Source organism: Lactobacillus selangorensis (assembly GCF_001437205.1).
GTDB classification, from domain to species: Bacteria; Bacillota; Bacilli; order Lactobacillales; family Lactobacillaceae; genus Paralactobacillus; species Paralactobacillus selangorensis.
In genome coordinates this window covers 464,876-491,458 of the sequence record NZ_JQAZ01000002.1, presented here as the reverse complement: position 1 = coordinate 491,458, position 26,583 = coordinate 464,876, and the positions used below count along the sequence as shown (strand labels likewise).

Below are 26,583 nucleotides of genomic sequence, written 5' to 3'. Positions count from 1 at the left end.
GTCAAAGTATCCAAACACGTTCTAAGGGGCCGTTCTAAAATCGCAGCGGCACGTTGCGAGACGTAACGATGGCTGGTCCCATGTGCACCATATTTACGGACCCCGTATTTTTGATAGTATTCATAAGGCAGACTGTATAAATAATCGGCCTTGGGCATATCGACATAAAGCGCCGTATCAAAAACGGCAACTTCAGCGGCGTTCGGAATCAATTTCTGAAAGAGTTCGATAAACTGTGCTTCGACGGGATTATGCAAAGGCGTAAATTGGCCCAGTTCCTTAATTTGCTTCAAAACTTGATTCGTGACGACCGTCGATTGCTTAAAAATCTCACCGCCAGATACGATCCGGTGTCCGATGGCCTTGATTTCATCGAGATTGGTGATGATTTTATCATTGAGCATGTGGTTGACGATTAGGGTGGCACCTTGACTGTAGGTAAGCTGATTGTAAGTTTTTTTCTGTTTCTGGCCAGCGGTCGTTTTGATGGTTAAGACCGAATTCGGCAAGCCGATCCGATCGATATCGCCGCTATCAATCACAGTTTGAGCCGGCATTTCATAGAGTTTCCACTTTAAAGTCGAGCTGCCGGCGTTAATTGCTAATACTTTTGCCATTTTATGCACTCCTTTATAGAGCAAAAGCCAATCCAGTTTCCCAGATTGGCTTTTGTATTTTTATTTCAACAAACGTTCTTGTTTAGATGAAAATAATTCAAACACATTCCGCAGTATTTTTATTGAAGGTCTTTCCACTGCCAATTTTCAACTTCGGGCAAATCAACCCCATTGTCACGGATATACTGATTGTGCTTGGCAACCATATCGTCCATGTGCTGGCTGAAGTCGCCGGCTTTTTCGGCATATTGGGTCATATTGATGGCATCCTTAGCTAAATGGAAACGATCTAATTCATTCAAGACACGCATATCGAATGGCGTCGTGATATCGCCGTTTTCACGGTAGCCATGGAAATGAATGTTGTGATTGTGACGGTCATAAACGAGGCCACGATACGTGTTTTCAAAACCATGGAAGGCCATAATCACTGGTTTATCAGTGGTGAAGTAACGGTCGAATTCTTCATCGGTCAAGCCACGGTCATCTTGATCGTCGCCCTTCTTCCGTAATTTCAGAATATCGACGATGTTGATGAAACGAACCTTCAAATCAGGGAAGGCCTTCAGCAGCAAAGTAATGGCAGCCAAACTTTCCATCGTTGCTTCTGTACCGGCAGTGGCGAAGATAATATCTGGTTCAACCCCATCATCGTTAGAAGCCCAAGGCACGATGCCCAAACCATTATTAACTAATTCAGTAGCTTCTTCAATCGTGAACCACTGTGTACGAGGGTGCTTGGACGCAACAATCAAGTTGATGACTTCACGGCTCTGCAAGGACTTATTCATGACGGCTAAGAGTGAGTTGGCATCCGTTGGGATATATTCGTTGACCAATTCATGCCCCTTTTCAGCCAAATGGCCTAACATACCTGGGTCTTGATGGGTGTACCCATTGTGATCCTGCTGGAAGGCATCAGAAGAATTGATGATGTTCAAAGATGGGTAATCATGACGCCATGGTTGTTCTTGAGCCTTGCGCAGCCACTTGTAATGTTGTGTCAGCATTGAATCAACTACACGTGTAAAGGCTTCGTAGGAAGCAAAGAACCCATGACGGCCCGTCAGAACGTAGCCTTCGAGCCAGCCTTCATCCTGATGTTCGGACAACTGCGAATCGATTACACGACCACTGTGAGCCATCCATTCATCGTTTGGCTCATGAATATCTTCCATCCATTGACGGCTGGTAACTTTAAACGGTTCGTACAAACGGTTCGAAGCTGTTTCATCAGGTCCGAAAATCCGGAAGTTGGTCGGATTTTCAACCATTGTATCGGCCACAAACTTCGATAAAACTTCGGTATCCATCAGCTGAACATCGTTGCGCTTCAAATCTGAAGCCGGAACGGCAAATTTGCGAATGTCTTCGAGCTTTAACGGCTTCGGGTCGAGCCCGCCGTTGGTAATCGGGTTCTTGGCCATCCGCTGGTCGCCCTTCGGCGTAACTTCAGCGATGACTTCTTTAGGGGTGCCGTCTGCATTGAAAGCATCTTCGCTATGGTACGACTTCATCCAGTCAAGCAGCATATCGATGTGTTCCATGTGTTCGCCATCGACAGGAATCGGAACCTGATGGGCACGGAATGAATTTTCGATCGGCTTGCCATCGAGGTTCTTCTTGGGACCCGTCCAGCCTTTTGGTGCCCGTAAAATAATCATCGGCCAGCTTGGCAGGCTCTCATCGTTATTATCACGAGCATTCTTTTGAATAGCCTTGATTTTTTCAATCGCCTGGTCCATAGCCTTGGCCATTTCTTCATGGGCGGCCATATGGTCAGTGCCATCAGTTTCGACAAAGATTGGGTCCCAGCCTAAACCTGAGTAGTACTTTTCGAGGTCTTCATCGCTCATTCGTGACAAGATTGTCGGGTTGGAAATCTTGAAACCGTTAATCTGGATAATCGGCAAAACAGCACCATCATGAATCGGATTGATAAATTTATTGGAGAACAAGGAAGCAGCCAGTGGTCCCGTTTCGGATTCGCCGTCGCCGACTTCGACTGCCGCAATGACATCGGGGTTATCTAAAATAGCACCGACCCCATGCGAAATCGAATAACCTAATTCCCCACCTTCATGAATCGAACCTGGTGTTTCAGGCGCAGCATGCGAAGCTACGCCGCCTGGGAATGAGAACTGTTTGAATAAACGCTGCATTCCTTTTTCATCCTGAGAAATATTCGGATAGATTTCACTGTAAGAACCATCCAAATAGGAATTAGAAACCATGACCTGACCGCCATGACCGGAACCTTCGATGTAGAACATGTTCAAGTCATACTTCAAAATGGCACGGTTCAAATGCGCATAAATGAAGTTTTGCGGTGCAATCGTGCCCCAATGGCCGATTGGACGTAATTTAATATCGTCGCTGGTGATTTCCCCTTTTAATAAAGGATTGTCGCGTAAGAATAATTGCCCAACGGACAAATAATTCGCTGCCCGCCAGTAAGTATCCACCTTTTTTAAATAGTCTTGTGTATCATATTTGGAATCTGTTTTAGTTGTCATAATCGTTCTCCTTCATGACCATTTTTGCTTTAAACGTTTACAAGCATTATCATACGCGTTTTATGTCCAGCGTCAACCCAATTTTTAAATTGGATTGGTCCAATATTGGGGACGAAGAAATACCCCAAACACAGGGCATTCTAAATATTAAGCAAATTGTGCAATTTGCGTTTGCCAAGCCGCAATTTGCTGTTGGGCCTGTTTAATCGGCATTTTTGCTTCATAAAGCGTTTGTTCAAAATGCGGTAACGACTCGACGGGCATGCCATTTAAAGCCGTCCCGACACCGCTAAGCTCCTGTACCGACGAAACCGCAATTTTCTGTTGCGTCATGTCGCTTAAACGCTGCATCAAATAATGATTTTTGATCATGCCGCCATCAGCATGAACCAGCTCGAGAGTCGGAAATGCTTTCCGCATCAATCGCAAAATATCGGCAATCTGATAGGCAACTGCATTCAATCCTGCTCGCACAATTTCATTTCTGCCGGTCAGCATTGTCATTCCAGATAAAATGGCCTTCATTGCCGGCAGATTATACGGAGCGGCCATCCCGCTGAAAGCCGGAATCAGCATCGTCGTATCGGCTGGTGACGCCTGCTGGGCCATCTCGTCTGTGACAGCTGGATCATCAATTAAATGAAGATTATTCTTCAGCCAGCTGACGATTGCCCCAGAATAATTGACATTGCCTTCTAAGACATAGGTTGTCCGGCCTTGTTTTCGCCAGGCAATCGATGTATTCAGACCATCAATATTGGCAATCTGCTGGTCGCCGGTGTTGAGCATGATTGATGACCCGGTCCCAAAAGTCACCTTCAGCTGCCCTGCCTGCCGACACCCCTCTGCATAGAGGGCTGCCTGTGAGTCGCCCAGGACACTCGTAATTGGGACTGGTTCAGATAATAGACCGAACAAATTCGTCATGCCGAATGAACTATCTGAATCAACAATAGTAGGCAAGGCCGCCATTGGGACCCCGAAGAATTTGCACAAATCAGCATCCCATTCACAAGAATCGAGGTCCATCAGCTGCGTGCGGCACGCATTGCTGGGTTCCGTTTTGAATGCTTGTCCATTTGTCAGAATGAAAACAAGCCAGCTATCAATTGTGCCGAAACATAAATCGTCCTGCTTGTGCGCTTGTTGGACGGCCGGCACATTCTGCAGCAGCCAGTCGAATTTAGCCGCCGTAAAATACGGCGATAAAGCTAAACCGGTCCGTGTTTGGATGTCAGCGGCCAATTTGTGCTGGGCCAATTCATCAGTCAGTTTTTCCGCACGATTGTCTTGCCAGACGATTGCCGGTGCCAGTGGTTGTCCGGTGGAACGTGACCAGCAGGCTGCGGTTTCACGTTGATTCGTAATCGCTACTGATTGGATACACCCATCCTGCCGATGGTCCAAGGCAGTGCGAATTAATTCATTCAGATTATTTTCAACTTCATTCAGATCATGGCTGATCCAGCCAGCATCACTGATGAGCTGACGATGGGAACGGCTTGTTTTAAAACGGATCGTCCCATTTGATTCGACCAGCATCACTTTTGTTCCCTGTGTGCTCTGGTCAATGGCCAGTGTCAAAGGCACCATGCTGCTCACCTCTCATCACTGCAGCCACGTCTGCACTTTTTTGACCACAGACGCTGCATCCATTCCATAATATTGGAACACTTCATCCTGTGTCCCAGCAATCACTGGTTCATCTGGAAAACCAATGATATCGACCTTTGTATCGCCACGAGGTGCAACTGCTTCGGCAACAGCTGAACCAAGGCCGCCATAGATACTATGTTCTTCAAGGGTGACAAAATGATGGGTCTGGTCGGCCATTCGGTTCAGCAAGTCAACGTCTAACGGCTTGATGCTGACTAAGTCGACAACCTTTGCGTGAATTCCGGCTTGTTCTAATTGTTGGGCGGCATCCAAAGCGATACTGAGCGTTTCACCAGCTGAAATCAAAGTCACATCGTTTCCTTTGTCGTAAATCACATTGCCTTTTCCAGGTTTTGTGAATGCCGCTGCTTCATCTGCATAAATATCCGGCAAAACCTTTTTCCCGATTCGAACATAGGCCGGCTGAGCCGATTGCGTTAAATACTGAATCAAAGCAGCCGTTTGATATTGGTCGGCTGGCATATAAACCTGCAGATTCGGAATCGCACGTGTGATGGCTAAGTCCTGCAAAGAATGATGGGTGGCACCCAAGACACTGTAGGAATTCCCGCCAGAAATCCCAATCAGTTTGACATTCGTATTTGAATAAGCAACGTCATCTTTGACTTGTTCAATACTGCGCATCGTTAAGAAGGACGCTGGTGAAAAGACGAATGGACGTTTGCCGGAGTGAGCCATGCCTGCACTGACGGTTACCGAATTCTGTTCGGCAATCCCCATTTCAATCAATTGGTCCGGCAATGCTGCTGCGAACGGATTCAAAGAGGCTGAGCCCCGTGAATCACTTGTTACCGCTAAAATATCACGGTTCTTTGTTGCTGCATCGATCAATTCAGAACAAATCACATCTCCTGCTTTTGCACCCTTACTCATTTTGCAATCCTCCAATCACTGCGTTTAATTCATCCAAGCCCTGCTGATATTGTTCTGCTGTCGGCACTTTATGATGCCATGCGGCCTGATTTTCGGCAAAGCTGATGCCTTTGCCTTTAATTGTGTCGGCCAAAATCAGCTTCGGCCGTTCTGGCGTATTCGTCGTTGATAAAGCCGAAACGAGTTCGGCCATATTATTGCCATCGATTTCAACCACATCGAATCCAAAGGCACGGTACTTATCAGCTAATGGCTCGCTGTTCATCACATCGGCTGTTGGTCCGCTAATCTGCAGACGATTGTGATCGATGATGGCGGTTAAGTTGTCCAGCTTATAGTTACCAGCTGACATCGCTGCTTCCCAAACGGAACCTTCTGCCTGTTCGCCATCACCCATCAAGGTGTACACATGATAATCACGGTGATCGAGTTTGCCAGCTAGGGCAACCCCAACACTCAAGCCAAGGCCATGCCCTAATGAACCGGTATTCAATTCAATCCCATTGATATGGTTGGTCGGATGACCGATATAAGGTGAATTGAATTGCGAATACGTTAATAAGTCGGATTTAGGAAAATAACCTTGATCGGCTAAAACATTATACAGAATTTCAACCGCATGCCCCTTAGATTGGATGTAACGATCTCGATTCGGGTCCGTAAATGTTGCTGGAGTCTGCTTCAAAACCTGATTATATAAAGCCACTAAAATATCGGCACAGGAGAGGTCTGAACCTGTATGTCCGGTTTTCGCCCGATAAATCATTTCCCAAGTCGCTTTACGCATTTCTGCGGCTTTCAATTCTAATTCTCTTGTCGTTGCCATTTAGTTTTCCTCCTTTGTTACAATCGACTTAATATCGCCCCGTAAGTAAGCTTTGACGTCGTCTTCGATTGGATCGTAGAAATCGGGTGTGACCCCAAGATACTTGCAAGCTTCATATAAAACTGGGACGACATCAGCCCGAACAGCGGCCATATGATGGATGTAAGGGCCATAAACCAGTTTTGTTTCGAAACGATTCAGATTAGCAAATTGCAGCCAAGCATAAGTCCCCTGTTCATAAGGCCCGTCACAAGTTTTGGCATTACCGAGCAGCAGCTTGTATTCACCATGATCGCCATCAAAACGGCATAAAGTGTATTCGCCATCTTTGGCTTCAAATCCAACTGAACCTGGAAAATCAAAGACGAAATGACTCTTTGGCAAAATCGGCTTGTTCTTAGCTGTTGAATATGGAAAGACACCTAAATGCTGTAACAATTCGCCATTCTTGTTTTCTGGGTGGCGGCAGTTGACATCGGCAAAAATGGCTTTTTCATCATCCATGGTTGCGGCTTCAACCAATAATTCGGAAATCACCCCATGAATATCTGTTTCACAGGTCACTGGCGTTCCTTCATCTTGTAACAAAGATTCAGACGCATATGGCAAAATACCGATTTCATCTTGCAACGCCGTCCAGCATTGAATAGCACCGGCATTGCATCCGTATTCCTTCATCTTATTAGATAAAGCAATCTTGAGTGCAGCCACCATGTTCAAATCCTGGTCGCTGATTTCAACGTCGGCAATTTCTTTCAAATAATCCATTGTCTTTTGAATTTCAGGATTATTCTCATCTTGCAAGCGATGAATTTCCTTGACTAATTCTTCCAATGGAATTGGGGATAAGGAAATGTTGAACTTTTCAAGTAATTCGCCTTCATTAACCATCGTTGACCAGAAATCGAATGGACGTGGGCCCACTTGGAGAATCCGAGTGTTCTTGAAGGTCTTCACAATGTTGCAAACCTTGATAAAATCGTTGACGCCACGCTCGAATTCAGGATCATCGATAGCAACATTCACTAAATATGTAAACGGCACATTAAAACGACGCAGAACCTTCCCAATCGCAAACAAGCCGCACTGTGTATCCCGTAAACGTGAACCATCAGCTGCTGGCGCTTCATCTTTAGGACCCCATAGCAAAACTGGAACATTCAGTTTTTTAGCTAGACGCGCACATTCATATTCAGTCCCAAAGTTTTCATTGGCTAAAAAGAGTCCATCGATGTGCGCTGCTTGAAATTTAGCAGCAATTTTCTCCATGCCCTCATCGTCATACAACAAGCCGTCATCGTTAATTTCTTTAATATCGACGTAATCAACGCCCATTTGATTTAATTTGTCCCGTGTTAAATCGGCGTATTCAATGGCTGCATCGGCCGAAAAAATATTGCGGCGTGTGGGTGCAAAACCGAGTTTAATTTGAGTCATTATGATTCCTCCTAAACACTTTTATAAACTTCAACAAAACTAAGTGTATTATTTTAGTAAAATAATTTCAACTAATTTTTGCATTTTTTTATTTAATTTAGTATTATTTTAGTTGAGAAAGCTAAAGGAGGTCCCATTATGAAATTAAAAATGAGTGATATCGCAGATATGGCCCATGTTTCCAAATCTGCTGTATCGCTTGCCTTAAACGGCAAACCAGGGATCAGTGAAGATACACGTCAAAAAATATTAGGAATTATTGCCGAACAAGGCTATACGCCATTACGCAAAAGCCATAAAGACATTGAAACCGGCATTGGTGAAGTCACTTTTTTGGTTGTCACCACGAGTGGTGTGGTTCAAAACAACTATCAGAGCCTGCCCTTTTTCAACGATTTGATTTCGGCACTGTCAACTAACGTCAATCATCTTCAGGGCAGTTTGCGGACTGTTACCATTCAGGCCGATGATCTTAACGAAAAAATCGATGCAGTTGCTCGTACGAGCCACCATGGCGTACTGGTTTTAGGCACCGATCTAACGAAAAAACAAGTCATGCTGATCAACGAACAGTTGCATAACGTTGTTTTTCTAGATACGTACTTCAAAGAGATCAATGCCGATTTTGTGACGATGGACAATTATCAGGGGGCGCAGTTAGCCGCACGTTACATTTTATCCAAAGGTTATCGGGATATTGGTTACTTTGCATCTGATAAACTAATTTCCAACTTTAATGGCCGTCGGCGCGGTTTTCATGATGCGTTAAGTGATGCCGGCGTTCACATTACAAATGATCATTTCTACTATATTTCACCAACCGAACTCGAACCACAAGGACTAAAACTAAGTTCCTATGGAAAGAATCTACCAAAAGCAATCTTCTGCGAAGATGATTACATCGCCCTTCGTCTTATCAAAGCCGCCCAAAAGGAAAAGATTACCGTGCCAGATGATGTTGCGGTAATGGGCTTTGATGATATTTACGGTGCAACCTTAATTTCACCAGAATTATCAACAATCCATGTTCCGGCTGAACAAATGGCACGCCAAGCCCTGCATCAGCTGCAAGGTCAGCTTGAATCTTCTAATTGGAATGCACAAAAAACACTTGTCGCCACCACATTGGTACAACGGCAATCCCTTTAAATTTTTCGACAAACTAAAAGAGCGAAACCTGTTTAGGTTTCGCTCTTATTTTATTTTTAGTTTAATAAATTAAACTTGACTATTAAAAAACAGCGTGTTAATTTAAAGATGTTAAAAAGAAAACGGATACATAATATCCAATATTTGTACAAATATTTTCACATCTATCCAATCACATAGGAGGAATTATATTATGACTGATGTCAAAAAAAAGCATTCAACGTTGCTAAAAGTTGGTATTTTATCAATTTCATTTATGTTGCAGGCTGCCAGTGCCATTTCAGTTGCTGTAACTGGAATGATGGCTAGTTTCAGTAATCAAAGTGCTACTTCGGTTCAAACGCTAGTGACTATCCCATCGTTTTCAATCATGCTCTTCATTTTATTTGACACATGGTTTGTAAAAAAGCTTGGCAAACGAAATACAGTTTTTCTTGGTCTAGCACTCGCTTTAATCGGTGGTGTTGGTCCTGCATTTGTTTCTAATTTTACGATGATCAAAGTATTGCGATTCATCTTTGGTGCTGGGACTGGTCTTTACACACCATTAGCAGTCAGCTTGATCGGCGACTTCTTTAGTGGTGATGAACAGAAAAATCTATTAGGAATGCAATCGGCATTATCGACATTCGGTTCTAGTTTTGCGACCTTTGTTGCTGGCTTACTAGTTGGTATCAATTGGCAATCATCATATCTCGTTTACTTAGTTTTGGCACCGATTTTTGTCCTCTTCTATATTGGTTACCCTAAACACGTTGAAAAATCTGAATCAGCTGCAGAAGCGACTACCGAAAAAACAAACGCTAACACTGAATCAGGAAGTAAAAAATTACCATTAGTCGTTATCGTCGGGATGTTAATGCTCTTTGTTTACTTCAACGCCGTTATGGCTCTTTACACAAACTCTGGATTAGCATTGCAACAATTAAAGGTCAGCAACCAAGGCTTTTTAGGCACTGCATTAGCCGTTTCGGGTTTATTAGGCGCCCTAATCGTAATGTCATATGGCCCAATCTTTAAAGTACTCAAGCATGCAACCCCAATTGCCGTTTGTGTTGTTGGTGCAATTGGCTTTATTGGAATGGCACATGTTCCAAATATGATTATGTTTACCGTTTATGCCGTTTTAATCAGCTCGACTTCATTGTTAATTCCATATGTTTACGGTACTGTTCTTGACAGTGCACCAGATGCCTCTAAAAACTTTGCCATTTCAATGGCAATGGTCTTAAATAACTTGGGTGCCTACTTCTCACCTTATTCATTGTCTTACTTAGGTAAATTATTTGGCAAAACAGATGCTGCCTTCTCATTCATCATTTGTGCCGGCATTATGGGTGTCTTAGCAATTGTCTTTATCATTTTAATGGCCAGTCGTCAACATAGCAGCAAGGCTGTCAAAGCTTAAAAGAAAGGAATTTTTAATATGAAAACATGTGAACAATGGAAAGTTTATGAATTCACTTTAAATGGTCCAACATCAGGAAATCCATTTACCGATGTTACTTTATTTGCTACTTTCTTCTTTAACAATCATACAACACGTGTACGTGGCTTCTACGATGGCAATGGCCAGTATAAAGTCCGTTTCATGCCTGAGGAAATCGGCAAATGGACTGTTACAACTGATTCAAATGTTTCAGAATTGAATCATCAGACAGATGAATTTGAATGCACACCTGCTGAAAAAGGCAATCATGGTCCTGTCCGTGTTGCAGGTCAAACCCATTTTGCATATGCAGATGGCACACCATATATGCCATTCGGAACTACAGCCTATGCTTGGTGTTTTCAAAGCCCCGAGACCCAACAGCAAACATTACAAACATTAAAAGAAAATAAATTCAATAAAATCAGAATGCTGATTTTTCCCAAATCATACAGCTACAACACCGCACAGCCAAAAATGTATCCTTATGAAGGTGCTCCTAAAAAGGTATCTGACACATTTGATTCAACGACTTGGATGTTAAAACCAGAAGATATAGGTTTCGATTTTTCAAAATTTATTCCCGAATACTTCCAGCATCTTGAAAAACAGATTCAAGCCTTAGATAATTTAGGGGTTGAAGCTGACCTAATTCTTTTCCATCCATATGACAGTTGGGGATTTGCACGCATGGGTAAAAAATTTGATCAACTCTACCTGCAATATGTCATTGCTCGTTTCGCCAGCCTGAAAAATGTTTGGTGGGCCTTATCCAATGAGTATGATTTGATGGCACTTGTTGGCCAGAAACCACTTGAAGCATGGGATTTCATTGGCAAAACTGTTCAGCGAGAAGATCCAAGTGCTCATCTTGTCTCAATTCATAATTTCTATGATCCGCCACAACATAAAGATACGACCAAGAATTGGTACGATCAGACTAAGCCATGGATCACTCATTTAAGTATTCAGACCGATAATGTTTTCTTAGTTCCTAAGTGGCTTGATGAATACGACAAGCCGATTGTTGTTGATGAATGCCGTTATGAAGGCAATATTGAATTTGGTTTTGGTGATAATACCGCAGAAGGCATGATGGATAATTTCTATCGGATCGTTTTACGTGGCGGCTATGCAACCCATGGTGAAACCTATATTGATAAGCCGAATACAAAGCGTCCGATCTGGTGGGCTCATGGCGGCAAGCTTTATGGTGAAAGTCAAAAACGGATCAACTACTTTAAACAATTGCTTGAAGATAATGGATTTAATTATGTCATTCCTATGGCAACTGAAGGTGGGCATTGGGAATTAGCCGTTGGCGAATCACCAAATGGACAAAAAGCAATTGTTTACTTTGGCGAAAACCAGCCTGAATTTGAGCTTTTGGACTTTTTGGATGATGATGCTACTTATACGGCACAATTGATTGATACTTGGAATATGACAATTAAGGACTTTCCCGAAGAAATTAATAACAAAGATTATTTCCATTTACCACGGAAAAACTATCAAGCCCTTTTACTAACAAGAAAATAAGATTGATCTAAAAGGTGAATCAGCTTCACCTTTTTTATTTAAGGAGTTCTTTTCAATGAAAAAAGATTATTTAAGTATTGATATTGGTGGTACAAATATTAAATATGCCCTGATCGATCGTTCTGGAAACATCAATCAGAAAGGCAAGATAAAGACACCCTCCTCCGATTTGGATGCTTTTGTGGCAGTGGTTCGTTCGCTCATTACCAAGATGCAGGAGCAGATTCGTGGAATCACTTTTTCGATTCCTGGTAAAATCGACAATCAATCCGGAATTGTTTATCATGGTGGTGCACTGACTTTCCTTGATAACATCAACTTTCGTGAGTTATTTGGCACACCTTATAATTTGCCGGTTAATATCGAAAATGATGGTAAATCGGCAGCTTTAGCCGAATTATGGCTCGGTAATCTGAACCAGATTCATTCAGGAGTTGCTATCGTTTTAGGAACTGGTGTCGGTGGTGGCATCGTGCTCAACAATCATCTTTATTACGGACGCAATCTGATGGCCGGCGAGTTCAGTTTTATTCTTGACAACTATACTAGTGATAATTACATGAAAAATGCTGTTGGGGCGACAGTTTCCGCTGTTCAAATGGTCACGACAATCGGCAAAAAACTCAATTTACCGGATCCGACTGATGGACAAGAGGTATTCCAATACATTAACAATAACGATCCCCGTATTGGGTCAACATTTACTGATTATTGCAATCATGTTGCCAAGTTAATCCTTTCTTTACAGGCAATTCTGGACGTCGATCGCTATGTGATCGGTGGTGGTATTAGTGCTCAGCCGATCGTGATCCAGACAATTCACAGTGAACTGCACAAGTTGCTTCAGAAGAATGCGTTCGTTGCCGATGAGTTCGGTTCCATAGACATCAAGCAGGCTAAGTTCGGCAACGATGCAAATCTTTTTGGTGCGCTGTACAGCTATCTCCTGCAAATAGATAACGAAGCACCACAACGGTCAGCAGCACTCAACAACATCATTCGTTAATAAAATAAGAAATGGAGGATTTTAAACACATGACTTTTCCAAAAAACTTTTTATGGGGCGGCGCAACGGCTGCTAATCAAATTGAAGGTGCCTACGATGTCGATGGGCGAGGTCTGTCGGTTATGGATATTACAACGGCTGGGTCTCTGCATCAGCGGCGGCAAGTGACTTATCGAATGCCGGATGGAACGACTGGCAAGGCTGATTCTTTGCCGCAGGGCGCTGAAGGTGCAATCTTGCCGGATGAATACTACCCCAATCACGTCGGCATCGATTTTTACCATCATTACAAGGAGGACATTGCCCTCTTTGCCCAAATGGGATTCAAAACCTTTCGAATGTCGATTTCATGGTCCCGAATCTTTCCGCATGGCGATGAACAGGAGCCTAATCAAGCTGGGTTAGCTTTCTACCACGACGTTTTCAATGAACTGCACAAGTACAACATCGAACCCTTAGTCACAATCTCTCATTATGAACTGCCTTTATATCTAGAAGAACATTACGATGGTTGGAACAATCGCAAACTGATCGACTTTTATGCGCACTTTGCTCAAACTGTCTTCGAAGCTTACAAAGATCAGGTAAAATACTGGCTGACCTTCAACGAAATTAATACAACGATTATGTTTCTTGATATGAAACAAGGCGGCGCAACTGACGCAGATTATCAGGCTGCCTATCAACAGCTTCATTATCAATATGTGGCTAGTGCCAAGGCTGTTCAAATCGGGCATGCTATCAATCCCGATTTTCAAATCGGCTGCATGATCTGCGGCATCGTTTCGTATCCCCTCACCCCAGATCCAAAGGATATCCTGCAGAATCGTTATAATTGGGAACAAAACATTTTCTACAGCGGCGATGTACAGTGTTTTGGCGAATACCCGACCTATGCCAAGCGGCTATGGGATGCGCATCATGTTCATCTCGATATAACAGACGAAGACCTGGCTGAATTAAAAAAAGGCACCGTTGATCTGTACACCTTCTCGTACTATATGTCGAGCACTGTCACGACCCATACTACCGATGAAAAAGTCGGCGGCAACTTCTCGATGGGTGCCAAGAACCCCTATTTGCACTACTCCGAATGGCAATGGGCGGATGACCCGATGGGATTGCAATATTACCTTGAAATCATCTACGACCGCTATCATCTGCCGATTATGGTTGTTGAAAACGGTCTGGGTGCCAAAGATACTGTCAAAGCTGATGGTACGATTCACGATCCATATCGCATCAACTATCTGAAAGAACATATTCAGGCAATGGACCAGGCTATCAAAGACGGCGTTAATCTGATCGGTTACACGAGCTGGGGTTGCATCGACCTTGTTTCAGCTGGGACCGGCCAAATGTCGAAACGTTACGGTTTCATCTATGTCGATCGTGATGACCAAGGCAATGGCACTCTGAAACGGACGCCAAAGGATTCCTTCTATTGGTATCAAAAAGTCATTCAATCCAATGGTGCTGATTTATAAGCATTAAAAAAGATCCGGATTTTTTCCGGATCTTTTTTAATGCCGTATACTTTTAAACACTCGTTTCAAAATATAATACAAAATCGGTACAATAATCGCCGTTGAAATTGAATTGATGACGGTGGCTGGCAAGCTGACAAACGCTGCCACGACGGCAACTTTCATGGCTGTTCCGGCCATCAGTGCTTCGACGATCGACACCAGATAGGACGTGACAATCTTGGTTAAACCGGCGGCAATGCCGATTACAATGATGTGCCACGTCGGCCGGTCTTGATCGTGAAATAATTTGAACAGTCCGCCGACGACCGAGGCTAGAACAACGACTTCGAGCACGGTCAGCCAGGAAGTGGCGGCATAGCCGTTTAAAACGTCGAAACCGCCGAGCCCGATTGCACCGGCAATCATTCCGTCACGTGTCCCCAAGAATAAAACGGCTAACACCGTCAGGGCATTGCCGAAATGGATGAACGGATTGCCGACTGGTGCTGGAACTGGAATCCGTAACAGCCAAATCCCGATATAAATAATGGCGGCCCATAACCCTGTAAAAATGACTTTGCGTAAATTATTTTTTCCTTGATCCATTCTCTTCGACTCCTTCATTCAACCGTTCTAATAACCATGGCAGAGCAGCCATGGCGTTGATGCCGAACCGGACATCGCTGTGCTGCTGGTACGTCGTCACAATCCCTTTCGAAGTGAATTCCATGGCAATCTCGGCGGCATGATACAGTGAAAAACCGGCTAAGCGCAATCCAAACAGGACACTGGCAAATAAATCCCCACTGCCAAAATAATGACCCGCAATTCGGGGCTGTTCCAACAACCATGGCTCATTGGCCCCACGTTCCAAACCAACCACTGCAATCTGTGCGGCCGAAATCGGCAGGCCCGTCAAAATGACGCTGGCACCCGTTTTAGTTCGTAATTGCTGCAGGATGGCACTGATTTCATCGAGTGCGTACGGCTCATCGTGGAGCGGCTGCCCTAATAATAAACTCGCTTCGGTCAAATTAGGGACAATGATATCCGCTCGTTGAACCAGCTGGCGCATTTTAGCGACATAATCCATGGTGAAACCCCGATACAGCTTGCCTTCATCGGCCATCACTGGATCGACCAGTGTCAGTGCTGTCTGCTTTTGCGGTAAAACGGCCTGCAAAATAACATCAATCTGATTCATGCCCAAATAGCCGCAATAAATGCCGTCTAAATCCAGCTTCAGTGTCCGCCAATGAGCCAGAATCTTGTACATTTCGGCCGTTAAATCTAAATTGGTGTTGTCTCCAAAACCACCGGTGTGCGTCGAGAGTAACGCTGTCGGCAGTATAAACGGATTGTCATCAAGCGCCGCTAAAATCGGCAGCGTCACGCCCATCGACACTTGCCCAATGCAGGACAAGTCTTCTGTAATCAGAACTTGTTTTTGCATTTTTCCTCCTCTAAACGGCCGCACTGCGATGCCGGCGCAGGATTACGGCAATCAGAACCACGCTAATCAGCAAAATGGCGCCTAAAATGAAGAACGTCTGATGCTTGAACCAATCAATCACAAATCCGAACACAAAGTCGCCGATTGGCTGCATGCTATCGACCGACAAGAACCAGATCCCGAATACACGCCCCAAATAGGCGATTTCGGTGCGGTTCTGAACCATTGTCATTAAACGAACGCCGATGCGGGAAATGTAAAACCCGAACAGTGCCCCGACCACTAATAAGACGGGATAGCTAATCCACAGACCGCCGACAATCATCACAATGCCGAGCGACAGGATATCAATCAGAATTTTCTGAATTTTTACCTTCGAATGCGTATGCACTAAAGTCAAGCCGCCGATCAAACCACCGACCGCCAGCAGGCTTAGCACATAACTGTAGTATTTTTCGTTGCCGTTATAGTAATGATTGACATCATACGGCAGCAGCAAATTGACCCCGGCGTAAAAGAAGTTGACCGTCGCATCGATGGCAACCAGCAACGCTAGAATCTTTTTCTGCCAAATATACTGAAATCCCTCTTTGAGACTTTCCCAAATCGATAAACTGGGCCGGTCATTCTGGATTGGATGGTAACGAAGTGAAATCGTCAGCACCAGCGACAGCAGAAATGAACCGGCATTGATCCATAGGAAGGTCCGGAAATCAATCCAAGAAATGGTCAGTAAAACACCGCCAATCAAAGGTGCAATCACGTTAGCCAAGTTAAACGCCGTGTTGGAATAGGCGTTGAAGCCTTCCAGATACTGTGGCGTGATCACTTCAGGAATGATGGCTTTGGCAGCCGGATAATTGAACGCCCAGCCGATATCCATAATGCACGTTAGTAATACTAATTGATAAAACTCAGGATTGTTGACATTCACGATCGTCGCTAAAATCGCACAAGCGATAAAACTAATCAGATCGGACATCGCCATAATCCATTTGCGGTTGTAGCCGTCGACCAATGGACCAGCCATAATATCGCCGACCATCAGGACGATTCCGCCAATCCCCTGCACCATCCCCAGCATCGAAGCCGTTCCGGTCGCTTTGACTACGAACCAGTTCAGCCCGAACACGTACAATGAATCCCCCAAACGTGATATGAAGGGACTCAGGAATAGCGGCCAGGAGAATCTCTGTCGTTGAACTTCCATAAAATTAAATAACTCCTCTTTTTTGAGAGCGTGACGAACAACGGGTCAGCAGCCGAGGCTTAGCAAGTCTTTTCCATGAATTTTGCTATTAAAATTCATGGAAAAGACGCTAAACGAGGCCGCTGGTTGTTTGAAACGCGTTTACATCAGAGCGTGACAAGTAACGGGTGGCCGTGCGGCTTAAGAAAATTTCGACAAAATTCTCGTTGTTTGAGAATTGCAGTCGAAATGACTTAAACGCAAACGGGCAGTTACTTGGAACGCGTTTACAACCAGAGCGTGACGAAGCACGGTTTGGCAATGAGCATGAAGTCTACTTTGACGTGGTGAGCGTTTTAGGCTCACTAGGAAAAGTCGCTTCAGCGAAATTGCCAGTGCTTCGAAACGCGTTTCCGAAAACACGGCCCCCAACTCTGCCGCATTTTCATTTCAATCATTCTAAACAAATAGCCGGAACAAATCCCTTTGCCCCGGCTTTTTACCTGCCAATCATTCTTCTACGGTTGTCATTTCAGCAATTTTTTGATCAAAGTAAGTTTGCAGCTTGGTCTTTGGATAAAATCCAGTTACCTTTTCGCTCGCCTTCCCATTTTTGAAAACAAGCAGGGTCGGGATACTTTGAATGCCATATTGTTCCGCAATATTTTGATTGTGATCGACGTTCAGTTTGGCAATGGTCAATCGATCGCCATAAGCTGTGTCGAGCTCTTCCAGGATTGGGGCCATCATTTTGCATGGCGGGCACCATTCGGCCCAAAAATCGACCACAACCAGCCCGTCAGCAGTTACATCGTTAAAATTTGCAGCTGTTACCTTAATCGTCACTTTTTCAGACCTCGCTTCCGTAAAGTATTTGTCTTCAATCTTACCTTGACCAGCAATTTCTGTCAATTTGCCAGCCAGCGGCACCGCCCAAGCTGACCGTTCTTAGTCTGAGCTGCCGGTTCATTTTTTTACTCGACACTTTTTGAACAGTTGTGCTAAAATAAAAAGTGTACGGGCCCTTAGCTCAGCTGGGAGAGCGCTTGCTTCGCATGCAAGAGGTCGACGGTTCAAATCCGTTAGGGTCCATTTTAACAACAGTGAAATCGTGCGCGACAGCATCTGAGTTGATTCGGGTGCCGTTTTTTTTTGTGCTTCTTTAACCTAAATACGTCCGAATCAAATCATGCCAATCGAGATTCTTTTTTTCTCCTGACTTTTATTCCGTGCTACACTTTTCAAAAAGGAGTTGACCGAAATGATTCCATTCGAAGCTTATCATCCGATGATGACGGAACACGTTCAGCTGAACTGGCTGACGGCTTATCCGCTGAAGGATATTTATGCACTGCGCAGCAATACTGAAATTGCCCAGCAGAATGACCGTGAACCTGACCACGATATGAAAGAAACAGCTTATTATATCAATCATACGATGCAGACAATCATGGCCAATCAAGCCCTGACTTGGGGTTTCAGCCAGCGCACGACCCATCAGTTCATCGGTTTAATTGAATTAGCCGATTTTATGGCCGAACGGACCCAGGCCACGCTCCATTATGAAATGTCATTGGACCGGCAGAATACAGAAGAATTAAATGAATTATTTCAATATGTGGTTGCCTTTGCACAACGGGAACTCAACCTCAAACAGTTGTCGATCACATTATCAGCCGACGACCATCTCGCCGCTTCGATTTTAGCCACACTTGGTTTCAAACAGCTTGCCGTCACCAACGATAATGTTCAATTGCAATGGCAACAGTAGACAATCATAAAAACCCTTGGCAAATAATTTTGCCAAGGGTTTTTGTGTTGTCACGATTATTTAGCTGCTTCACTAGCTTGAGAATCCAGTCGTGCCTGCGTTTGGGCAGCTAATTTGGTCGCACGATCAGCCATACTGTCAGCCGCATCCGATAATAGGTTGAGGGGTGCATAAGCCGTCTGAACGGCTGTGGCGGCTTTACGGGCCGCTTGCACCGTATACGCCGTCTGCATTCCGGCCAAAGCAGCAGTGGCACTCGAAGCCACTTGCCGGGCATTCTGAACCGTTGCAGTAGCGGAACTGGCTTCCGACAAAACGGCCGCTTGGTCACTGGCCAAACTGGCAAAGACCCGATCCGGCTGCTGAGCAACGGCTGAATCGGCAAGTTGCTTGCCGGTTGCCGCCGCTGAACGGGCCACTTCTGTTTGGGAATGAATGTCGCTGGCATCCTCTTCATAATCGGCAGCGGTCGAAGTCACAAACTGAGCGGCACTGTAAATCGTCCGCTGGTCGTTGCCCATCAGGGTCCGCTGCCGTTGAATTAGGTGCTGAGCCTGTTGATGCAATTCACGGAGATGTTCCATACGGTGCTGCTGTTCCTGCTGCGTATGGGTCATCGCACGTGAGCTCTGCAAAGCCGAAGCTGAAGCGACGGTTACATCGGCCTGTGAACGAACCGCCAATGATTGGGCCAATTCGGTCTGTGTCTGTTCAACGGCACCGGCAACTTGTTCGGCCAGTTTCTGCAAATGCTGGCCCTGTTCGGCCAATCGAGCAATATCGGCGTTCTCCGAATCAGCAGTTTGATTCCGATTCAGAATCGTCAGATCGTCTTGCAAGGTCGCCAAATCAGACTGAACCTGATTCTGCTGGGCCGTCGTTGTCTGAACCACGTTTTTCGCCGTTTGGGCGGCATTTTCATTGGCATTTGAATCGATTCGATACAAATCCTGTAACTGCCGCATAACACTTTCGGCCTCGCTGACCAAATCGGAAACCGTATTGCGGGCCTTGTTGGTCTGGTAATTGGCCTGACTGGTCTGCTGCGTGTAGACATATGTCTGGACTGGGTCGTTCTGCTGGGCAACTTGGTCTGCTTGACGGGCGGCGGAACGAGCTTTGCTGTCCCATTCCGAAGCAGCGGCGGCAGCCGATTCGGTGGCTGTTGAAACTTCCGTTAATTCTTGGAAGAGATCGGCAGCATCTTCGTTATCCTTGGCCGGATAAGTGGCAGCTTGCGGCATCAAAGCCTGAATTGCCGATTGACCCGCAGCTACCTGCTGGGCTGTCGACTGCGTATTTGTCGCAAATGATTGCGCCGCACGTGCGTAACTCGTCGCATTGTGCTGATCTTGTGCCACCAAACTCGTCAGCTGCTCCAATGCCGCATCGGCCGTATGCTGCAATTCATTGGCCTGGCCGATATTAGCCGTTGCCAAACTGGTCGCTTGATGTGTCCGAGCCATCTGCTGATTGGCATGGACGGCATCATTTCGCTGCGCATAGTCGGCCGTCTGCGAACTGGCCGATTGAGCTTGCGTTTCGAAGCCATTTGCCTGCTGGACTAATTTTTCCAACGTCTGCTGGGTTTCTTTAATCCGATCGATCAACTGCCAAGCCGAATGATCGGCTGGCACCTTCTGACTGACATCCTGTGCCTGCTGCAGCAGTGTTTTGACGTAGGCCAAAACTTGGGCCAGCGACTGGCTGGCTGCCTGTGCAACTGCCACTTCAGACGCCGCCGTGCTGGTTGCAACACTGGCCGCCGACTGATCACGCTGAACCTGCAGAATGGCTTTCGCATGCAGCTGAATGACATTCTGCATCTGCTGGTCGGTTTGAGCTGCCATCGACGTCAAGGCCTGGCTGAGCACACCCAGATTCTGGACGTGCTGCTGTGTTTGCCGGACATCATTCTGCCGGGTCGTTTCAGCCGCCGCCTCTGACAAGGATTGGGCTTGACTGGCATATGAGGTCGCCTGTGCTGCCGTCGACTGAACATTGGCGGCTAAATGAGCCACCATCTTTTGGGCCGACTGAACATCGTTGTTTTCCAAATCGAGCTGCGCATATGAAGTCGTGTCCGCATCAGCGGCCTGCCCCTGCTGGGCGAAACTGTTGATTGCCTGCGCCGAATCCGTCGTGCGTCCTGCTGCCGAAGCGGCAATGACGGCTAAACTAGCGACAGCCAGCTGGTCGGTCTTGACGAGCTGGTCCACTTTTTCAGAAAAGGTGGCAATCTGTTCATGCGCCTGCTTCATTTGTGCCTGCAGATTCTTCGTCTGTGCGGCTAATGAAACTGTAGTGCGTGCGGTTCGATCAGCCTGATGCGCATTGTTCAAAGCGGCATAGGACTGTAATTCAGCCGCCAGACTTGCAAATTGCGGCCGCTGTTTCTGATCCTGTTCGCTGGTCGTTGCAGCCAGCTGCAGTTGCTGGGCAATCTGCTGGCCGAGTTCGGTCACACTTGGATGCGCCGCATTCTGCGGATCGAGTGCGGCTGTACGCATGCCGCTGGCCGCCGTTTCAGACAGCTGCTGGTAAGCACTGGTCAGATTCTGCTGCTGTTCGCTGGCACCGGCAAACGCATTGTCGGCTAAACTCTGAGCAACACTGGTGGCCGCCGTCGTATGGGCGACTGTAATGGCCAGTTTAGCCGTTTGTGAATTTGCCGCACTGACTAACGATTCAGCGGTTGAATGCAGATCACGCGTCGATTCAACGGTTTGAATGGCTTCGGAAGCGACTTGGCCAGTTTGGGCCGTATCGTTCAAGACAGCGGCACTGCTAGCTTGATCAACATTCTGCTGCAACACTGATTGCGCCGATGCAACTTGCTGATTCAGCTCCGCCATCGCTTCTGAATGCGCTGCAATCGAAACAACCTGTTCTTGAGCCGCCGAATCCGTCGAAATCTGCTGAGCTAATGCTTGTGCCGATGAAATCGTCGTTCCCAGCTGACCGGTTGCCGTCTTCATTTTGACCGCCAAGTCGGCTGCCTGACTCAAAGCCCGTTGTGTCTGACCGACTTGCTGCTGGGTCGTCTGATGATCCTGCAGCCGGACGTGTTCGCCCTGCTGGACAAAATTCTGAGCCGCTGACGCTAAACTATCCATTTCGGATTGGACCGCTGAAGCCTGCTGCTGCGCCCGCTGAGTCTGATAAACGGCACTCGAAGCCGCCGCCACATCGTGTTTTTCGGCAGCCGATTGAGCATCCTGCTGCCATTGCTGAGCTGCTTGCAACCCTTGCTGAATCTGGTCCTGCAGTGTCGCCGCCCGTTTATGCTGCTGCTGAATCTGTTTCTGAAAGCCTTGAATCAAACGACTTGTCTGATCGGCCATCGCCAAACTATCGATTTGCTGGTGCTGGGCTGCTAATGAATCCTGCAATTCATCAGCTCGTCCGGCGGCAACTTCGACCTGGTGCGTCGCCGTTGCAGCATCCGAAACGGCTTTTTGCACCGTTTGGGAAACGGCCGTCGACTCGTTGGCCGCACTTTGGTCAAGTGCATCAGCTTGGTGAACGAACTGCCGGACAGTTGTATCAATCTGACTCGTCCGCTGATTTAATTGCTGAATCTGCCCGCTAGCCTGCTGAGTCGTCTGAACTTCATTGGCCGCCGCCGCAGAAGACGCCGCACTCAAAGTCGTCTGTCCAGCCGTCATCGTCTGCGTCATTTTCTGAGCCAGTGAATCTGCATCCGTCTGCAGTTTAGCCAATTGTGCGACGATATTTTTAATCGGCAGGTCAGTTGGATTTTCTTGGGCCATCTGCTGAGTATGAGCCGCCGTTTCAGACAGCGTTGCAAGCGCCTGACTCGTCTGACTCTGGTGCAGCGTCATCTGAGTTGCAAGTACTTGGGCAGCGGCACTCATGGCATGGGCAGCCGCTTCATGGTCAGCTGCAACTGCTTTAACAACTTTAGTCCGCAAAGCGGCCAAAGAATCCTGCAAATACGCTGCCTGCTGTCCCGTTTGCGTCAGCTGCTGCTGCGCCGCTGCCAACGATTGGGCATGCTGACTCATCGTCTGCACATCCGTTGCACTGGTCGCTTGGGCTTCACTCGCAATCTGATTAGCATCTGCCAGCGTCCGGCTGCCGTTTTCGACCAGCGAATCAATCTGATCATTCAGTGTCGCCGCTTGGGTAGCAGCCGATTGAACCTGCGAATTAGTCAGATTTAATTGGGCCTGCTGGACCGTTTCCGACCGTAACGGCTGTGCGGCGGCCGCTGCCTGCTGCAGTGCCTGGAATGTCGGCGTCATGGCCGTCTGTGTCTGCTGAGCTGTTTCCAAATATTTCTTAGTGGCCTGCCGATCCTGATCAATCAGCGTCTGCATCTTGCTGGTAGCCTGATGAAGCTGCTGCTGCAAAGTCTGCATATTGTCATGAAACTGCTTGTGATTGCCAGCGGTCTGGTCCATCGCTTTGGCATAGCTGACTGTATCGTTTGTATCAAAACGACCGGCTGCTTTCTGTAAACGGCCATACTGATGCTGCAAAATCTGAGCCGCTGAACTGGCGGCATGGTGGGTATCCGCCAGTGCTTTTTCCTGCTGGTCGGTCTGCTGTGCCAAATGCTGAACAGCGGCATTGGTCGGGTCGACTTGCGCAGTGGAGCGAACATCGGCAATCAAAGCGGTCAGCTGGTCGCTGGTTTTGGTCAAGACTTGATGATGCGACTGCATGGTCGCAATTTGTTCAGCTGCTGTTGAAACGGCTTGATTCGTTTCCGAATGATCGGCACTGACAGCCGCTGATATTCCTTGAGCCAGCTGCGCAGCCGACTGATGATAAGCTTGTGCCTGCGAAGCATTGCTCTCAGCAGCAGTGGCCGCATTCGAAGCGTTGCTTAAAAATTGCTGACTGAGCTGAACGGCCAAAACGCTGGCCGCACTGCTGGTCTGATTCTGTGCTTGGCCAGCCATCGCTAATTGCTGCTGAACGGCGACGTTAGCCTGCATCAGCTGTTTCTGCAAAGTCGTCAATTGATGGCTGTTGCGCTGAACCGTTCGATTATTCTGGTCCTGTTGTGCTTGACTGGTGGCTTCCTTGAGCAGTTCGTTAAAGGAAGTCTGCAGCTGCTGCAATGTCTGGGCCGCAGCATGCGTCCGCTGATAGGCCTGCGTTGCCGCAGTAACCGTTTCGGCGCCCTGCTGCCGGTCCTGTTCAATCCATTCGGTCGTCTGATCGACTTGCGACTGAATCGTAGCCAGTGTCTGATTGCCCTGTTTCATGATAGCATCGGCCTGCTGCCGGTATTCGGCCGCCTGGTGCGTTGCCTGATGAGCCTGCTCGAGATCGTTTGCCTGCGCAGCCATTTGAGCCTGATTCACAATATTTTCAAGCTGCTGGCGCATGTTTTTCAGCAGTGTCTGGCCTTCGTACAGCTTCGCCACTTGCTGGATACCGACTTGCTGGGCATTTTGAACCTGATCATTCTCCAAATCGGTCGTACTCAGTGAGTGCAATGTCGTCGTCAAAGCAGATGCTTCGCTTAAAGCAGCGGTGTACCGCTGTTCATGGGCAGAAATCTGTGTCCGTGCCGCTTGGACATTCTGAGCTTGTTGAGCCGCAGTTTCAGAATCATGGGCCACTAGACTTGCTAAGCTGCTTTGCTGTTCCTGCAGTTTCTGCTGGGTCGTATCCGCCATTTGGGCCGCTGAACGAGCCTGTGAAACAGCCGCAGAAACCTGTGCCGCCAAATCTTTCACTCTGGTCGCATGATTATCATGGGCCGCACTGGAAGCAGCCGTAAGTGCCCGCTGCGTTTCAGAAACGGTATCGGCGACCCGCCGCTGCAAATCGGTGACTTGCGTTGTGGCTGCATCGGCACGATCGGCAACTGACTGAACTGTCTTATTTTTGACATCCGTTAAGGCTAACGAGCTCATCTGGTCATTCACAGTGACCGCCGCATCCGCCTGAGCGGCCAATGAAGCAGCGATCTCCTGCAAGTGACCGGCGTCTTCCTGCAAAACAGCCAGATGCTGAGCGGCCGCATCCTTATCGGCCGATTGTACCCGTTCGATTTGAAGCATCGTATAGTGGGCTTCACTCGTCAAACTGGTTGTACTTGAAGTCAGCCGATTGGTCTGCAGACTCAAGTCGGCTACACTCGTCGCATGCTGCTGGGCCGCATTGAGATCGTTATGCTGGGCCGCACTTTGCGCCCGCTGCTGCCATTGATCGGTCGCACGAGCAATATCCGCCGCCGAACGAGCAATCTGATTGACCTTGACCAGCGCCGTTTTAAGGTCGTTCGCCAACGATTGAATCTTGGCACTCTGCCAATCCGTTTGTGCCAATGAAGCAGCACTGGACGCCGCCGAACGTAAAGCGGCCACTTCACCCTGAAGCTGAGCGACCGAGTCCGCCGTTGCATCCCCTTGGGCTTGCGCTGATTGCGCCTGCTGCTGACCCCGACTATGATCAGAATGAATTACTTCCTGAGCCTGACTCTGAGCAGCAGCAGCACTGGACTGCAAGGTATTGACCTGTACCGACCAGCCTTGCAGGTCCTTAATCTGCTGCGCCGTTGTTTGGGCAAGCGAATTGACTGTCTTCAGATTATTCACTTGTGCACCGCTTTGGGCCTGTTCATCCGCCTGCGAAGCCGTTTGAACGGCTTGCTGGACCAATGAAACATATTCCTGCGTCTGCGTTTGAATGGTGTGTGCATTCTCCTGCAGCTGCTGAATCCGGCGGTTTTTCTGGTCAATCGGCGTCAATGCCTGTAAATCAGCTGTTAATTGTGCCGTCGTGGCAGCCGTTTTGGTAACAGCCGCTGCCAAACTCTGGATTCGTGCAGCGTTTTGAGCGACCTGCTGCGCTTTTTGCTGTGCACCAGCCTGATCGTTGCGAAGATACTGCTGCAGTAAATTGAAATTGCCATTTAATTGGTTAGCTAAACTAAGCGCAGCTGTCACGCCCTGGCTGGCCTGTAAATGAGCCTGGTTAGCCGTACTGGCTGTTTCGAGCGCCGCCGACTGATTGTACTCACTGGCCGCAACGGAGCCTTGGTGCGCCAGCGAATCCATCTGCTGGTCCAATTGAGCCGCCTGTGTCTGCAACGCCGCCACTTGGTCCAAATAAGTCTGATTGTCAGCGACTAAACTTTGCACATTTGCCGCCTGTAAATCGGCAGCTGCCTGACTGGCCGCTGTCTGAACGGCGGACGATAAAGAAGCCGCCGTTTGGTCCGTCTGGGCGACCAGACTTTGTGTGGTGGCAATGTCACTCGTTGCATACGATGCCTGCACCGTTGCTGCGACACGGTCTGAAGCGACCAATGATGAAATCCGTTCGGCTGCACTGCTGAACTGATTTTCAAGATGTGTCACTTGATTGTGCGCCTCTGTCCGGGCTTGGGCGGCAGCGGCTGTGCTGCGCTGATACCGCTGCTTTTGGGCCGGATCGGCCGTTTGGGCGGCCTGCTGATTGAATTTGGTGGCTAAGCTGGCTTGGGTTGCGATTGTCTGGGCTGCACTGGAAGCCGCACTGCGTGTCTGATCAGCCGTCTGCACCAGCTGCTGCACTTCAGAATTATGAACATCCTGTTGTGCCAATTGATTTAAATTTTTCATATCTATTTTCATATTTGATTATCCTATTGAAAGTTGATTGTCA

At 47.2% G+C, this 26,583-nt stretch carries 16 protein-coding genes, 1 tRNA gene and 1 pseudogene; 7 read left to right on the top strand and 11 right to left on the bottom strand.

Going from position 1 to position 26,583, the window contains the following annotated elements:
* From IV40_RS04870 to IV40_RS04845, 6 genes and pseudogenes are all read right to left on the bottom strand, one after another.
* Positions 1–617, bottom strand: a pseudogene (locus IV40_RS04870) (acetate kinase); the annotation flags it as partial.
* A 119-nt stretch (positions 618–736) separates the two neighbouring features.
* The gene (locus tag IV40_RS04865) at positions 737–3,133 is read right to left on the bottom strand and encodes a phosphoketolase family protein (RefSeq protein WP_057769241.1); all 2,397 of its coding nucleotides are present in this window, start codon (positions 3,131–3,133) and stop codon (positions 737–739) included.
* Positions 3,134–3,280: 147 nt separating this feature from the next.
* Positions 3,281–4,726, bottom strand: coding sequence for an FGGY-family carbohydrate kinase (locus IV40_RS04860; RefSeq protein ID WP_057769240.1), 1,446 nt, complete (start codon positions 4,724–4,726; stop codon positions 3,281–3,283).
* Between the two features lie 15 nt (positions 4,727–4,741).
* Positions 4,742–5,683: a transketolase family protein gene (locus tag IV40_RS04855; RefSeq protein ID WP_057769239.1), complete on the bottom strand. Its 942-nt coding sequence runs from the start codon at positions 5,681–5,683 to the stop codon at positions 4,742–4,744.
* Positions 5,676–6,509: a transketolase gene (locus IV40_RS04850; protein ID WP_057769238.1), complete on the bottom strand. Its 834-nt coding sequence runs from the start codon at positions 6,507–6,509 to the stop codon at positions 5,676–5,678. Before IV40_RS04850 ends, IV40_RS04855 begins: the two co-directional genes overlap by 8 nt.
* Positions 6,510–7,946 carry an L-fucose/L-arabinose isomerase family protein gene (locus IV40_RS04845; RefSeq protein ID WP_057769237.1) on the bottom strand — a complete coding sequence of 479 codons (1,437 nt, stop codon included), beginning with the start codon at positions 7,944–7,946 and terminating at the stop codon, positions 6,510–6,512. It abuts the gene before it with no gap.
* A gap of 138 nt (positions 7,947–8,084) precedes the next feature.
* On the opposite strand from IV40_RS04845, the gene IV40_RS04840 reads away from it, so the two are divergent.
* The 5 genes from IV40_RS04840 to IV40_RS04820 all read left to right on the top strand — a co-directional run bounded on the left by IV40_RS04840 (position 8,085) and on the right by IV40_RS04820 (position 14,556).
* Positions 8,085–9,095 carry a LacI family DNA-binding transcriptional regulator gene (locus IV40_RS04840; protein ID WP_057769236.1) on the top strand — a complete coding sequence of 337 codons (1,011 nt, stop codon included), beginning with the start codon at positions 8,085–8,087 and terminating at the stop codon, positions 9,093–9,095.
* A 193-nt stretch (positions 9,096–9,288) separates the two neighbouring features.
* Positions 9,289–10,503, top strand: coding sequence for an MFS transporter (locus IV40_RS04835; RefSeq protein ID WP_057769235.1), 1,215 nt, complete (start codon positions 9,289–9,291; stop codon positions 10,501–10,503).
* 18 nt (positions 10,504–10,521) lie between these two features.
* Positions 10,522–12,063, top strand: a complete 1,542-nt coding sequence (locus IV40_RS04830; protein ID WP_057769234.1) for a DUF5060 domain-containing protein — start codon at positions 10,522–10,524, stop codon at positions 12,061–12,063.
* Between the two features lie 55 nt (positions 12,064–12,118).
* Complete coding sequence (locus tag IV40_RS04825) at positions 12,119–13,069, top strand: ROK family protein (RefSeq protein ID WP_057769233.1); 951 nt, start codon at positions 12,119–12,121, stop codon at positions 13,067–13,069.
* Positions 13,070–13,098: 29 nt separating this feature from the next.
* Positions 13,099–14,556, top strand: a complete 1,458-nt coding sequence (locus IV40_RS04820; RefSeq protein WP_057769232.1) for a glycoside hydrolase family 1 protein — start codon at positions 13,099–13,101, stop codon at positions 14,554–14,556.
* Between the two features lie 36 nt (positions 14,557–14,592).
* Here IV40_RS04820 and IV40_RS04815 read toward each other — a convergent pair whose 3' ends face one another.
* The 4 genes from IV40_RS04815 to trxA all read right to left on the bottom strand — a co-directional run bounded on the left by IV40_RS04815 (position 14,593) and on the right by trxA (position 18,026).
* Positions 14,593–15,144: an ECF transporter S component gene (locus IV40_RS04815; protein ID WP_057769231.1), complete on the bottom strand. Its 552-nt coding sequence runs from the start codon at positions 15,142–15,144 to the stop codon at positions 14,593–14,595.
* Complete coding sequence (locus IV40_RS04810) at positions 15,125–15,991, bottom strand: pyridoxamine kinase (protein ID WP_057769230.1); 867 nt, start codon at positions 15,989–15,991, stop codon at positions 15,125–15,127. Before IV40_RS04810 ends, IV40_RS04815 begins: the two co-directional genes overlap by 20 nt.
* Positions 15,992–16,001: 10 nt before the next feature.
* Positions 16,002–17,201 carry an MFS transporter gene (locus IV40_RS04805; protein ID WP_057769229.1) on the bottom strand — a complete coding sequence of 400 codons (1,200 nt, stop codon included), beginning with the start codon at positions 17,199–17,201 and terminating at the stop codon, positions 16,002–16,004.
* A 489-nt stretch (positions 17,202–17,690) separates the two neighbouring features.
* The gene (gene trxA, locus IV40_RS04800; protein ID WP_057769267.1) at positions 17,691–18,026 is read right to left on the bottom strand and encodes a thioredoxin; all 336 of its coding nucleotides are present in this window, start codon (positions 18,024–18,026) and stop codon (positions 17,691–17,693) included.
* A gap of 173 nt (positions 18,027–18,199) precedes the next feature.
* Between trxA and IV40_RS04795 the strand changes: the two genes are divergently transcribed.
* Both IV40_RS04795 and IV40_RS04790 read left to right on the top strand, forming a co-directional pair.
* Positions 18,200–18,272, top strand: a tRNA-Ala gene (locus tag IV40_RS04795).
* A gap of 169 nt (positions 18,273–18,441) precedes the next feature.
* A complete protein-coding gene (locus IV40_RS04790) occupies positions 18,442–18,951 on the top strand; it encodes a GNAT family N-acetyltransferase (RefSeq protein WP_057769228.1) in 510 nt (169 codons plus the stop codon).
* Positions 18,952–19,007: 56 nt separating this feature from the next.
* On the opposite strand, the gene IV40_RS04785 is transcribed toward IV40_RS04790, so the two are convergent.
* Positions 19,008–26,540, bottom strand: a complete 7,533-nt coding sequence (locus IV40_RS04785; RefSeq protein WP_057769227.1) for a hypothetical protein — start codon at positions 26,538–26,540, stop codon at positions 19,008–19,010.
* Between the last annotated feature and the right edge of the window lie 43 nt (positions 26,541–26,583).